Genomic DNA, 12662 nt, shown 5'->3' with positions numbered 1-12662 from the left:
GAGCGGTTCCTAGACAGCTCCACTCTCGCAACGGGAGGCCTTCGTCCGTCAGCAGATCACACTCGATTCACGCAACAACGTCCCTGGACATCACACCTAGCGCTGGTCACTCCGGCGCGGGCGGCTTAGCGCGGGTGACCGAACGTCGCAGCGCGGGCGGGCAGGTCGGCGTGGATGCGAGCTGACGCCTCGGCGGCCAGCGGGTTCATCGAGACGCCGTTCTCGCTCGCGAGCACCCCGCCGACATAGACCTGCTTCAGGTTGCGCAGGCTCATCGAGAGCACGTACGTGCGCACGGGGTGCCAGAGCGGGCCGACATCCGGAGTGCGGGGGTCGACGACGACGAAGTCGGCGAACTTACCGACCTCGAGGCTGCCGACGCGGTCGGCAACACCCAGGATCTCGGCACCACCCAGGGTGTGCAGGCGCAGCACCGTCTCGGGGGTCATCGACAGCGGGTCCTTCGTGCGGGCGCGCTGCATGAAGATGCCGGCGCGCATGTTGCCCCAAGGGTCGGCGAGGTCAGTGCAGGCCTGGTCGTCGAGGCCCATCCCGATACGGATGCCGAGCTCGAGCATCTCGGGAACGAGCGCGACACCCGACGCGAGACGTCCGTTAGACGCCGGCTGCCACGACATCGACGCGCCGCCCTCGGCGGTGGCCCGGATGATCTCGGGCGTGGTCTGGATGAAGTGACCGAACATCATGTCGGGGCCGAGCGCTCCGGCATCCTGGTACATCGCGAACTTCGCCTGCTGCAGCGGCACGGCCTCAGGCGACTCAAGGAAGTGCGCCTGATTTGTCACACCGAACCTGCGCATCGCCTCGACTTCGAGCTCGGCAGCCTCGGGGCGCGGCGACCACTGCACCTGGCCCATGATCGAGGCGCCGAGGGCGAGGGACGGGTCCATCGCGCGGGTGTGGGCAACCTCGGCGGCGAAGCGATCGAAGATCTCGTCGTCAGTGCCGGTGGAGACATCCATGCCGATCGCGTCGACAAACCGGAGTCCGGCGTCGCGGCATCCGTCGGCCTGACGCGTGTGGTACTCGACCGGGCGCAACGGCGCGTTGCCGCCGAGGCGCTTGCCGTCGACCATCGACTCCCACGCCTGCAGCGGGTCGGTGAAGTTGTAGGCGGTGGTGACGCCGTTGGCGAGGAAGTCGAGCGATCCGTGCAGCGTGGACCAGTACATGTCCTCGGGGCTGAGGTTTGCGGTGAACCCGAGCATCGAGTCGCACCAGCCGTAGAGCGTCTCGTTCGCGCCGAGCCCCCGCAGGCCGCTCGTGAACAGGTGGCTGTGGCTGGAGATGAACCCGGGCGCAACAAACGCGCCGGCAACGTCGAGGGACTCGTCGGCGGTGATTCCTGCGGGCGGCTGGCCAGAACCGGTCGCGGCGATGATGCCGTCTTCGACGAGCATCCAGCCCTCATCGAGGTAGCCGAGGTCGTCGGCGCCGGCGGCGACGGTGATGAGGCGGGCGTTGATGACGAGCAGGGATGCCATGAGTTCTCCGGTGGTGCGAGGTCCCGCAACGCTACCGCTCCCATGTTTCGCTGCTGCTACGCCGGCGCTCCCGCGCGCCTTTGCCGCGTCTGACTCGCGTCCTTCCCCCTCTTCGGTCGCGCCCTCCTGCGGGTTCCCCGCACCCCCACCCACATTTCGGCGCGACCGAACCCGGGAAGGCGCGCCGTGCGCGCTGAAGCAACATCTCCGGTCGCGCCTTCGTGCGGGGTCGCTGCAACCAAACCCGCATCTGGGCGCGACCGAACGTAGACATAGCCCCGTCTGGAGAGGTTCACCGTCGCGGATGTCGCACACCCGTTCCTCCACAACCCGAACAATCCGAGGCGCTCTCCTCGATCTGATCGCACTGCCGCTCACGGTGATTCGGAGGATCCACAGTCGAGACGTGCGCCCCAGCGAGCTACCCACCGACCTCGGATCGACGTTCTCCGTGAAGCGTGCCCGTCAGCGCGGCGTCACGCCGTCACGCCTTCGCGCGTCCGACCTCGAGATCCCGTTCCGGGGCGTCCGTCGGGTACGCGCGAACCAGGCCGACACGATTGAGACCCAACTGCTCGCGTCGATGGACGCCTACGCGCAGCGCATGACCGAGCATGAGTTCTTCAGTCACGTCTCGGCCGCCGTCCTCTGGGGTATTCCGCTCCCCCGACGGATGCTGAGCGCCGACGCACTCGACGTTGCCGTGCTCTGGCCGCGGCGCGCACCAGCTTCCGAGGGCGTACGCGGACACGCGCTGCGCCCGTGGATGTGCGAGATTGTGCAGCATCCGGAATTCGGGGTTTCCGTGTCGTCGCCGGCGACGACGTGGGCAATGCTGTCTTCCCGTTACCGATCGATCGATGACGCTGTCGTTGCTGGAGACGCGGTCGTTCGCGACAGGATGCACCGTGATGATCCGCCTCCACTCACGGATCTCACCGCCCTCCAGCTCGCGGCGAACGCGGGCCGGCGCATCAGAGGTGAACTCCTTCACGGCGCCTTGCCTCTGGTTCATCCGCGGTCGCGGTCGCGCCCCGAGTCGATCATGCGCCTGCTACTCGGACGTGCCGGTCTGGGCGAGTTCTTGCCGAACTTCGATGTGTTCGACGGTGACGTCTGGATCGCGCAGGTTGACTTCGCGCTTCCCCGCACCCGGCTCGCGCTCGAATACGAGGGTGAGCACCACCTCACCGACCCCGCCCAGTGGGCGAAAGACATCGCGCGTGTTGAGCGCCTGATAGAACTCGGCTGGCGGGTCATCCGTGTGACCAAAGCGGACCTCTTCGGCGCCCCGGGGCAACTTGTATCCCGCATCCATCGAGCTGTTGACCGGGCTCGCTGACGCAACGTCCTGCTTCAGTCGCGCCATTGTGCGCATCCTTCCGCCGACAGTTCCCACCAAGGCGCGACCGAAGTATTCGTCCCCTCCTTTTGTCGCGGCCTTCCTGCGGGCTCGCCCCCGTTGATTCAGTCGCGCCTCTTGCGCGGGCATAAGCCCCCAACAACCACACCAAGGCGCGACCGAGCGCAGAGTATGCCCGGATCTCGTGCGGCGGCGAGCAGGAAGAAGCGTGGAGGCCTCCGCTTCAGTCGCGCCGATGTGAGGGTGCACACCCACGGGTCCCGCACGAAGGCGCGACCGAAAACGCTGGCCCCAGCTTCAGTCGCGCCGATGTGCGGGTGCAGGCTCATGGGACCCGCACGAAGGCGCGACCGAAAGTTCTTCCGGGCGTCAAAGACGGTCGGCGGCCAGCTGGAGCACGGATTCGGTCAGGGCACGGATGCCGAGGGCAACGTCTGCGGCCGAGACGGCTTCGTCGGGGTGGTGGCTCACGCCGTCGGGGTTGCGCAGGAACAGCATCCCGACATCCGTGATCGAGCCGATCGCCATGGCGTCGTGCCCGGCGCGACTGAAGATCACGGGCGGCTCGTCGCTACGGCGCTCGACGGCGTGCACGATGCCCTCGCGCACGACATCCTGCAACAGGAGTCCGCACCGCACTGCCGGCGCGTTGTGCACTTCGCGCGCCTGCCAACGCAGTCCCCGGCGGCCCATGATGTCGTCGAGCTCTCGACTGATCTCGTCCCAGACCCGGTCGCGTTCGCCATCCAACTCGCCGCGCAGGTCGACGCTCAAGTGCGCCTCTCCGGGCACGACGTTGACCGCGCCGGGGAACGCCTCGAGTTGGCCGACCGTCCCGATGATGTGGTGTTCGCTGCGGCAGATGCGTTCGACCGCCAGCGCGGCCTCACTCGCCCCGAGCAGCGCATCCCGGCGCATGTCGTAGGGCGTGCCGCCGGCGTGGCGGGCTTCGCCCTCGACAGTGAGCTGAAAGCGGCGGGCGCTGGCGATCGAGGACACGACGGCGAGCGGTTCGCCGGCGCGATCGAGCTCTGGACCCTGCTCAATGTGCGCCTCGAGGTAGGCGACGAGATGGTCGGGTCGGCGCGCGGCTTCGCCGATCCGACCCGGGTCGAGTCCGAAGTCGCGGAAGGCCTCGCGCAGGGTCACGCCGTCTTCATCGGCGAGCGTCCACCAGGCGTCGTTCCAGGTACCGGCAACGGCAGAGGATCCGAGCAGCGCTTTGCCGAACCGCGTGCCCTCTTCATCCGAGAAAGCAGCGACCTCGACAGCGAACGGCAGCGGCACCCGGGAGACCCCGTCGCTTTCCTGGCGCAACAGGCGAACGACTTCGAGGGCCATGAGCACACCGATGATGCCGTCGAACCGGCCCGCATCCTTCACGGTGTCCAGGTGCGAACCGATCATGAGGGCCGGCGCAGCGGGGTCAGGGTCGGCGCTGCGCTCGATGCGGCCAAGCTGGTTGCCCGCGGCATCCTGCCAGGATCGCAGCCCGACCTCGCGCATCCACTCGGCGGCGAGCCGGTTGACCCGGGCGTGCTCGGGCGAGAGGTAGACGCGCTCGATCTCCCCCGGCTGCGCGCTCACGCGCGCCAGTTCGTCGCAGCGCGCCATCACCCGGCGGGCGGCGGCGGCGATGCGATCGGGGGATGCTTCGAGCAGGGGCATGGGTCAGCTTCCCGCCAGAGCGTCGGATGCGGCATCCACGCCGGCACCGGACGGCACCGCAGCACCGAACCGGCGGAGCACGGCCTCGAGTGCCACGAGGGTCTGCAGCACGGCATCCGGGCGCGCGTTGTAGCCCATCGTGCCGATCCGCCAGACCTTGCCGTGCAGCGGCCCGAACGACGTGCCAATCTCGATCCCGAAGTCCTCGAGCATCTCGGCGCGCGCCACATCGCCCGGCACACCCTCGGGGATGTAGACCGCGACGACGTTGCTCATCTTGTGCGAGACGTCGCCGAAGACCGTGAGTCCCATGGCCTCGACACCGGCGAGCATCGCAGCGCCGACGCGGCGGTGGCGGGCGATGACGGCTTCGCGGCCCTCGAGCAGCAGCAGCCGCGCGCACTCGCGAGCGGCGTAGAGCATCGAGGTCGCCTCGGTGTGGTGGTTCAGGCGCCGCGGTCCCCAGTAGTCGAGGATCATGCCGAGATCGAAGTAGTTGGAGCGAACAAAGTCCGGCGACGACGGGTCACCGGGTTCCCGGATGCCTGCCTCGACCTTCTTGCGCGCCGAGATCACCTCGACGGCGCGGTCGCTGAGGGTGATCGGCGCCGACCCCGAGGGTCCACCGAGGCACTTCTGCAGGCCCGCGGTCGCGGCATCCAGCCCCCACGCGTCGGCCTCGAAGGGGTTGCCGCCGAGGGATGCTGTCGCGTCGGAGTAGAACAGCACACCGTGGCGGGCGCAGATCTCGCCGATCTCGTCGAGCGGCTGCAGCATCGTCGTTGACGTGTCGCCCTGCACGAGGGCGAGCAGGGTCGGCTTGACGCGCACGATCGCCTCTTCGATCGCCGACGGCGTGAAGACCTGCCCCCACTCCGTCTCGATCGTGTGCACCTCGGCCATCGCCCGCTCCGAGATCTCGGCGAGCAGGTGACCGAACCGGCCGAAAATGGGCACGAGCACGCGGTCGCCGGGACGGATGAGGGAGAGGATCGCCGCCTCGATCCCGGCCCGCGAGGTGCCGTCGATCAGCAGCGTTGCCTCGTTGCTCGTTCCCCAGACGCCGCGATACAGCTCCTGGGTTTCGGTCATCGTGGCCGTCATGAACGGGTCGTACTGGCCGACCAGCGGCGCCGACATCGCACGCAGAACGCCGGGGTAGGCATCCACAGGTCCCGGCCCCATGAGGAGGCGGCGGGGTGGGTCGATCGGTCCGGGGATGGTCGACGAGAGGTCGTGCGTCATGTCAGGGTCCTTTCGGCCGGGTCGGTCGCGACGAGAGCCGCGAGGCGCCGGGCCAGGCGGACGAGGGCGATGTCAGTTCCCGCGCGCGAGATCAGGCACACCCCGACGGGCGCGGGGCCGAGGGTCGAGCGCACCGTGAGCAGCGGGATCGAGAGCGCAGGCAACCCCGCGACAGCAGCTGGAGTCGTCATCCGCAGCGTCGCCAGGCGGGTGGCATCGATCTCGGCCGGAGCGGCAGTGCGCGCCGGTGCGGCACCCGGGACGGTCGGCAGCAACAGCACGGCGTCACGGACGAGGTGGTGCAGGCTCTCGCGCAGCGGGGCGAGCGCCCCGCGAGCGTCGGTCTCCGCCGCGGGAGAGACCGAGGCCGCAAGCCGGAAGCGCTCGGCGACGGCGGGGCCCACCGCGCCGGGATGCTCACGCAGCCACTCCCCGTTGTTGCGCCACGCTTCGGCGCCCTGGACCGTGCGAAACGGCGCAACGTACTCGTCGAGGTCGCCGATCTCGACCCGCGCCAGCCGCGGGGGATCATCGGATGCCGCGAGCCGCGCGACGAGGGAGTCGAAGGCTTCACGGGTTGCCGGGTCCGCGGCATCCAAAACCTCATCGGGCACGAGGAACCGCCACGGCAGGTCATCACCGGACTCGCCGTAGACGCTCTCGGTGGAATCCGACCCGTCGTAGCTCAGGCACCACTCGGCCACCCGCTGCAGGGTCGCGCCGTCGCGCGTCAACCACCCGACGGTGTCGAAGCTCTGCGCGAGAGGGAGCATCCCCTGCCGGGGCACGAGGCCGTGCGTCGTTCGCAGACCCCACAGGCCCTGGTACGACGCAGGGACGCGGATGGATCCTGCAGTGTCGGTCGCGAGGCCGACATCCGCCTGCCCGAGGGCCACGGCACTGGCCGGCCCGCTGGAAGAACCACCGGGCAGAGCCCCCGGCAGCGCGGCGTTCGGCGGCGTGCCGTAGTGGGCGTTGTCACCCGCGATCGAATAGGCGAACTCGTCGGTGCGCGCGAGTCCTCGGACCGACGCTCCGGCCCGGATGAGGTCGGCAAGCGCGGGAGCCGTGGTCTTCTCTGCCCGCGCCTCACGCAGGTAGGTGGGGTTGCCGGCGCCGATGCGGAAACCGGTCAGGGCGAAGAGGTCCTTCACCGCCACGGTGAGGCCCGCAAGCGGCCCCTCCCACGCACCCTGCCAGAGCGGGTCGCCGACGCTGCGCCAGATCGACCGATCGAACGCGGGAGTGCGGGGCGTCACGTGGGCCGCCGTGATCAGCCACTGGCCGTCGATGCGCTGCCACACCTGGGTCTGGATGCCGCGCCCTCCGCCGTGAAAGCGGGATTCGGCGACCAGGAGCGCGATGCCGGGACCAAGCGACCGGTACTCCAGGCGCTCGATCGTGCGCGGGGCCACTCCGCCGCGCGTGACGCGGAACGCGCTGATGGCCTCGTGGCCGACCAGGAGGCCGGCACCGTCAGCGCGGATCGTCTGCGGACCCGGTGCAAACGCCGCATCGAGCGCATCAAGGTCGTTCGCGAGGATCGCGCGCTCATAGGCGTCGAAGGCCGTGAACAGGTCGGCGGGGATGTCGTCGGGAAAGCCGCTCGGCGGCAGGGTCGCCTCAGCCACGGTCCACCTTCGCAAAATCGGCCTCACGGATGCGGGCATGCACCCCACACACGACATCCACGACCTGCGAGATGTCGAAGTCGGTGGCTGCCGACAGGTAGGCGTACGCGAGGTGTTCATCGAGCCCCCAGCGTGCCTCGATGAGACTGACCGCGGCGCGCACGGCGTTGCGCATCGCGACGTTGAGGTCGACATCCATGCCGGTGGGAACGAGATACTCGTCGGTGCGAACGAGGGGGCCAGCGAGCTGTCCGAACTCGGCGAGCGCGACCTCGCGCGGGATCACCTCGAACCGCAGTGTCGCACGCAAGGATGCCTCGAGTGCGGTGAGCGCGACCTCACCATCTCCCTGTGCGAAATGCGGATCACCGACGTACGCAAGCGCGCCCGGAACCTGAACCGGCAAGTAGAGCACCGACCCCTCGGTCAGCAGCTTGATGTCGATGTTGCCACCGTGCGGGCCGGGGGGAACCGAGTGTGGGCGCTCGTCGTCGGCGACCGCGACCCCCATGATCCCAAGGAAGGGTGCAAGGGGGAACTCGATTCGACCCTCGCCACCCTCGGTCACCGGGAGCACGCCGACGAGGCCCTCGGGCCGCGCCTCGACGGGAGTGAAGACGCTGACGTTGTGCGCGCCGCGCGGCAGTTCGCCGATCAGCGCTCCCTTGCCGTGACGGTTCGAGATCACGCCGTACGGCACGCGCGGTTCGAGGCTGACCACGGTGATCTTCAGGAGGTCGCCGGGTTCGGCATCCGTCACCCGGATGGGACCGGTCACGACATGCGGGCCGTCGGTGTCGGGGTTTCGCGTGAGCGCCGAGGCCACCTCGACGGCGTCGTCGAGCACCGCCTCGCGGGGGATGCCGTGGCTGCCGAAGTAGGCCACCGGGTCGGTGCCGTGGTCATCGAGGATGCCTTCGTGGCTGACCGTGTCGATGGTCACCGTCTCGCCGGATGCGACCGCGAGCACCGCGGTGTCGGTGACACACGGCAGGCGCCCCCACATCACGGTCTCGGGTGTGGAGCGCAGGTAGTGGTCACCGGGAATCTCGCCGACACCGGGTTGGAGGATCGGGAAGGGGAAGGTGGTCATCGGGCTCCTTCGTCCGAAGCGGGATTGGTGGCCAGGATCTCACGACCGTGACGGCCTGTGATCCCCCGGTTCGCGGTGTAGGCCGTCTCGCCGTGGACCCAGGTCGTGCGTACGGCACCACGCAGCAGCGCGCCGTCCCACGGCGAAAGCTTGTTGCGATACTCCAGGTCAGCGGCGCGAACGACGGATGCCGCATCCGGCGCGAACGCGACCAGGTGCGCGGGAGCGCCCTGCCGGATCACGCCGCGGCTGCGGATGCCGGCGATTGCGGCAGGCCCGGTCGTGAACCACGGGATCACGGCTTCGAGCGGGATGCCGCGACGGGATGCCTCTGTCCACACGGCACGGAGCCCCGTCTGTACCCCCGATATCCCGCCCCACGAGAGGCCGAGGTCGCCGTCTTCGCGCTCCTTGAGATCGCGGGTCGCCGGCGAGTGATCGCTGACGACCGCGTCGATCGTGCCGTCAAGCAGCCCCGCCCACAGGAGGTCTTGGTTGTGGCCATCACGCACGGGCGGGCAGCACTTCACGGTGCCCGACCCATCCGGGAGGTCCTCGGCCCGCAGGGTCAGATAGTGCGGGCAGGTCTCGGCGGTGAGCCGGATGCCGGCGGCCTTCGCCTCGCGGATGACATCGAGCGCGTGCCCGTCCGAGACGTGCACGATGTGGGCGCGCGCTCCGGTGCGGCCCGCGGCAGCGGCGACAGCGGCGATCGCCGATTCTTCGCTGATCGGCGGTCGGCTCGCGAGGAATCTGGCGTAGCTGCTGCCGATCGCCGGGTCATCGTGCAGGTGGGCGGGGTCTTCGGCATGAGCGATGAGCAACCCGTCGAAGACAGCAAGCTCGGTCAGCGCGGACTCCAGGGCGGCGGCATCCAGATGCCCGAACTCGTCGATCCCCGAGGGCGAGAGGAAGCACTTCACCCCCACCACCCCGGCCGTGAACAAGGGACGCAGCGACCCGAGGTTCTCGGGCACGGCGCCACCCCAGTACGCGACATCGACGGCGAGCTTGCCGGCCGTCGCGGCGCGCTTGGTCGCCAGCGCCTCAACGGTCGTCGTGACCGGCAGCGAGTTCAGCGGCATATCGACGACGGTGGTGATACCCCCCGCCGCAGCGGCGGCGGTACCGGTTTCGAAGCCCTCCCAGTCGGTGCGGCCCGGTTCGTTCAGGTGCACATGCGAGTCGACGAGGCCCGGTAGGAGCACCTCGTCGTCAGAGAGGATGAGGTCGGCATCCGGGTCGTACGGAGCAATCCCCGCAATGAGGCCATCACGGACGAGGACGGTCGCGGCGGAGAAGCCGCCGTCAAGGAACACCCGGCGTGACGCGAGGGCGATGGCCGGGGACGACATGCCGTCACCGTATGATCCGCGCATTTCTCGCATGTTACCTGTACCAACATTTCGGATCACGTCTGCCGTCGTGCCGGGTCGAGCGCGTTACGGTGTCCGCATGGAGCTGACGCACTTCAATGACCTGCCCGAGGCCGAGGCGATCGAGGTCGTGTCGGTGTGGGCGCGCGTCCCGACCTGGGCCGAGGCCGTCGCAGACGCGCGCCCGTTCTTCTCCGTCGACGAGCTCGAGGCCACGGCAGCACGACTGGCCGGCACGTGGCGTCTTCCCGAACTGGATGCCGCACTCGCCCACCATCCCCGCATCGGGGAGCGCCCGCGGGGCGAGGGTGCGGAGGCTAACGCCTCGCGACGCGAGCAATCGGCGATGACGGATGCCGCGGCATCCGTGACCGAGCAGATCGCCGCCGGCAACGCCGACTACGAGGCGCGATTCGGGCGGGTCTTCCTCATCCGTGCCGCCGGACGCACGCCCGACGAGATCCTGGTCGAGCTGCAGCGGCGCCTGGACAACACCGCCGAGGCCGAAGTCGACGAGGCGCTCGACCAGCTACGGCAGATCGCGATGCTGCGCCTTCGCGCCGCCATCGAACCCGACCCTTTGACCGGAGAGTGAAGACCGTGACAGCGCACCTGACCACCCATGTTCTCGACACGACCAGCGGGATGCCTGCCACAGGCGTCGCGGTCACGCTGCGCGACGCATCCGGTGAGGCGATCGCCGAGGCTGTGACGGATGCCGACGGTCGTGCCGGGCTCGGACCCGAGCTACTTCAGCCGGGAACCTACGCTCTCACCTTCGACACCGGCGCCTACTTCGCAGCTCACGGCACCGACTGCTTCTATCCGAGCGTCACGGTGGACTTCACGATCACCGACGCTCGCCACTATCACGTGCCGCTGCTGCTGAGCCCGTTCGCGTACTCGACCTATCGCGGCAGCTGAGGCGCCGTAACGCGGCCGTGACACACGCTCCCTAATGTTCGTCACATGAAGATCATCATCATCGGCGCAGGCATCGGCGGCGCCAGTGCCGGGATCGCGCTGGCACGACAGGGCCACGACGTCGTCATCTACGACCGGATGCGAGAGAACAAGCCGGTCGGTGCGGCGCTCTCGCTGTGGTCCAACGGGGTGAAGGTCCTCAACTGGCTCGGCCTTGCCGACGAGGTCGCCGCGCTCGGCGGCCGCATGGATGACATGGCTTACCTCGACGGCCTCACCGGTGAGGTCATGTGCCAGTTCTCGCTCGAGCCGGTCACCGCGCAGACCGGTCAGCGCCCGTACCCCGTGGCGCGAGCTGACCTGCAGGCACTTCTCATGCAGACCGTCGGGATCGACCGCATCCACCTCGGGCGCAAGGCGGTGTCGGTAGCCGACGACGGGCAGACCGTGACGGTGACCTTCGACGATGGCTCGACCGACAGTGGTGACCTGTTGATCGGCGCCGACGGTGCGCGGTCGATGGTGCGTGACCACGTCACCGGCGGCGGTATCGAACGCACCTATTCGGGGTACACGAACTTCAACGGTCTGGTGGCCCAGGATGCCGAGATCGGCCCCGCGAACCAGTGGACGACCTACGTCGGCGACGGAAAGCGCTGCGCCGTCATGCCCGTAGCCGGCGACCGGTTCTACTTCTTCGTCGACATCCCCCAGCCGGCGGGGCACGCCACCGAGGCCGGCGAGCCCCTCGCTGCGCTGCGCGAAGCGTTCGGGCACTGGGCGCCCGGGGTGCAGAAACTGCTGGAAGCGATCGATCCGGCATCCTCGCTCAACCGCGTCGAGATCTGGGACATCGACCCGTTCGACACGTGGGTCAAGGGGCGCGTGGCGATCCTCGGGGATGCCGCCCACAACACCGCGCCCGATATCGGCCAGGGCGCGTGCTCGGCGCTAGAGGACACCTTCGCCCTCGCGATCTCGCTGGCTACGAACACGAACTCGGTCGAGGACGCCCTCCTGCGCTACGAGCGCTCGCGCACTGAGCGGGCCGGTGACCTCGTGAACCGAGCCCGCAAGCGCGCTGCCGAGACGCACGGATTCGTGCCCGGTGCGACGGAGGCCTGGTACGAGAGCCTGCGCGGCACAGACGGAACCGACATCATCCGTGGCATCGTCGGCAACATCGAGGGCAGCCCGATCAACCTCGGCGTCGGGACCCTCTGACCCCTCGGGGGGCGCGAAGACCTAGACCACGAAGAGGGAGTGGACCTCGCCCGCGACGGCGCGACCATTCAGCGCCTCGAGCTCCATGAGCACCGTCGTGCCGATCACCTCAGCGCCGAGCGTCGTCATGAGCTCGCGCGCGGCTGCGATCGTGCCGCCGGTGGCTAGCACGTCATCCACCAGCAGAATCCGCGTGCCCGGGGCAAGGTCGTCGTGCGCCTCGATGGCCGCCTCGCCGTACTCGAGGGCGTATGAGACGGATGCCGCGGGCCGGGGCAGCTTTCCGGCCTTGCGGATCGGCACGAGGCCCACGCCTGCCTCGGCGGCGATGACACCCGCGAGCAGGAACCCCCGAGCCTCGATTCCGCCGACCACATCGAACCCGCCAGCGAACGGCTCGATCAGCGCACGCGTGACGGCGCGCAGGGCAGCGGCATCCGCGAGCAGCGGAGTGATGTCGCGGAACTGGATGCCGGGACTCGGGTAGTCGGGGATCGTCCGGATCAGGGACTCTGCGCGGTCGAGAGCGGCGGTGTCGGGCACGCGGACAGACTACGGCTTACGCGCGTCGCGCGCGTGTCGGACCTCTGCAGCAAGAGGACCGCCTGACACGCATATGCAAGCGCTTACATC

The 12662-nt window shown here is 69.0% G+C and carries 11 protein-coding genes; 4 read left to right on the top strand and 7 right to left on the bottom strand.

Annotated features, from left to right (window positions below; all coding sequences use genetic code 11):
• Positions 1-125: 125 nt before the first annotated feature.
• Positions 126-1505 carry an amidohydrolase family protein gene (locus AB0O89_RS05530; protein ID WP_363494941.1) on the bottom strand — a complete coding sequence of 460 codons (1380 nt, stop codon included), beginning with the start codon at positions 1503-1505 and terminating at the stop codon, positions 126-128.
• Positions 1506-1911: 406 nt separating this feature from the next.
• Here AB0O89_RS05530 and AB0O89_RS05525 point away from each other — a divergent pair, with 406 nt between their 5' ends.
• Positions 1912-2847, top strand: coding sequence for a DUF559 domain-containing protein (locus AB0O89_RS05525; protein WP_363494939.1), 936 nt, complete (start codon positions 1912-1914; stop codon positions 2845-2847).
• 390 nt (positions 2848-3237) lie between these two features.
• Here the strand turns inward: AB0O89_RS05525 and AB0O89_RS05520 are convergent, their stop codons facing one another.
• The 5 genes from AB0O89_RS05520 to allB are packed head-to-tail and all read right to left on the bottom strand — an operon-like array spanning position 3238 to position 9860.
• Complete coding sequence (locus AB0O89_RS05520) at positions 3238-4536, bottom strand: allantoate amidohydrolase (protein WP_363494937.1); 1299 nt, start codon at positions 4534-4536, stop codon at positions 3238-3240.
• Between the two features lie 3 nt (positions 4537-4539).
• Positions 4540-5781 (bottom strand): alanine--glyoxylate aminotransferase family protein, encoded by a 1242-nt coding sequence (locus AB0O89_RS05515; protein ID WP_363494935.1) that lies wholly within the window; start codon positions 5779-5781, stop codon positions 4540-4542.
• Positions 5778-7412: an AtzH-like domain-containing protein gene (locus AB0O89_RS05510; RefSeq protein ID WP_363494933.1), complete on the bottom strand. Its 1635-nt coding sequence runs from the start codon at positions 7410-7412 to the stop codon at positions 5778-5780. The genes AB0O89_RS05515 and AB0O89_RS05510 overlap by 4 nt, the downstream gene beginning before the upstream one ends.
• Positions 7405-8505: an acetamidase/formamidase family protein gene (locus tag AB0O89_RS05505; protein ID WP_300590578.1), complete on the bottom strand. Its 1101-nt coding sequence runs from the start codon at positions 8503-8505 to the stop codon at positions 7405-7407. The genes AB0O89_RS05510 and AB0O89_RS05505 overlap by 8 nt, the downstream gene beginning before the upstream one ends.
• On the bottom strand, positions 8502-9860 hold the full coding sequence (gene allB, locus AB0O89_RS05500; protein ID WP_363494931.1) for an allantoinase AllB: 1359 nt from the start codon (positions 9858-9860) through the stop codon (positions 8502-8504). Before allB ends, AB0O89_RS05505 begins: the two co-directional genes overlap by 4 nt.
• Positions 9861-9960: 100 nt before the next feature.
• Between allB and uraD the strand changes: the two genes are divergently transcribed.
• Genes uraD through hpxO form a run of 3 tightly spaced genes read left to right on the top strand, consistent with a single transcriptional unit; the run spans position 9961 to position 12029 of the window.
• Positions 9961-10476: a 2-oxo-4-hydroxy-4-carboxy-5-ureidoimidazoline decarboxylase gene (uraD, locus tag AB0O89_RS05495; RefSeq protein ID WP_363494929.1), complete on the top strand. Its 516-nt coding sequence runs from the start codon at positions 9961-9963 to the stop codon at positions 10474-10476.
• A 5-nt stretch (positions 10477-10481) separates the two neighbouring features.
• A complete protein-coding gene (gene uraH / locus AB0O89_RS05490; RefSeq protein ID WP_292712803.1) occupies positions 10482-10805 on the top strand; it encodes a hydroxyisourate hydrolase in 324 nt (107 codons plus the stop codon).
• Positions 10806-10850: 45 nt separating this feature from the next.
• A complete protein-coding gene (hpxO, locus tag AB0O89_RS05485) occupies positions 10851-12029 on the top strand; it encodes an FAD-dependent urate hydroxylase HpxO (protein WP_363494926.1) in 1179 nt (392 codons plus the stop codon).
• A 21-nt stretch (positions 12030-12050) separates the two neighbouring features.
• Here hpxO and AB0O89_RS05480 read toward each other — a convergent pair whose 3' ends face one another.
• Positions 12051-12572, bottom strand: a complete 522-nt coding sequence (locus AB0O89_RS05480) for an adenine phosphoribosyltransferase (RefSeq protein WP_363494924.1) — start codon at positions 12570-12572, stop codon at positions 12051-12053.
• Positions 12573-12662 lie beyond the last annotated feature (90 nt).

Source organism: Microbacterium sp. NPDC076895 (assembly GCF_040687115.1).
In the GTDB taxonomy this organism is placed as follows: Bacteria; Actinomycetota; Actinomycetes; order Actinomycetales; family Microbacteriaceae; genus Microbacterium.
Note: the sequence above shows the minus strand (reverse complement) of the source record. Positions and strands in the feature narration are given on the sequence as shown.

What these genes read in the sequence shown, in the direction of transcription:
- allB (WP_363494931.1), bottom strand. Translation starts at nt 9,860, where the DNA reads ATGTCGTCCCCGGCCATCGCCCTCGCGTCACGCCGGGTGTTCCTTGAC.
- AB0O89_RS05515 (WP_363494935.1), bottom strand. Translation starts at nt 5,781, where the DNA reads ATGACGCACGACCTCTCGTCGACCATCCCCGGACCGATCGACCCACCC.
- hpxO (WP_363494926.1), top strand. Translation starts at nt 10,851, where the DNA reads ATGAAGATCATCATCATCGGCGCAGGCATCGGCGGCGCCAGTGCCGGG.
- uraD (WP_363494929.1), top strand. Translation starts at nt 9,961, where the DNA reads ATGGAGCTGACGCACTTCAATGACCTGCCCGAGGCCGAGGCGATCGAG.
- AB0O89_RS05530 (WP_363494941.1), bottom strand. Translation starts at nt 1,505, where the DNA reads ATGGCATCCCTGCTCGTCATCAACGCCCGCCTCATCACCGTCGCCGCC.
- AB0O89_RS05505 (WP_300590578.1), bottom strand. Translation starts at nt 8,505, where the DNA reads ATGACCACCTTCCCCTTCCCGATCCTCCAACCCGGTGTCGGCGAGATT.
- AB0O89_RS05520 (WP_363494937.1), bottom strand. Translation starts at nt 4,536, where the DNA reads ATGCCCCTGCTCGAAGCATCCCCCGATCGCATCGCCGCCGCCGCCCGC.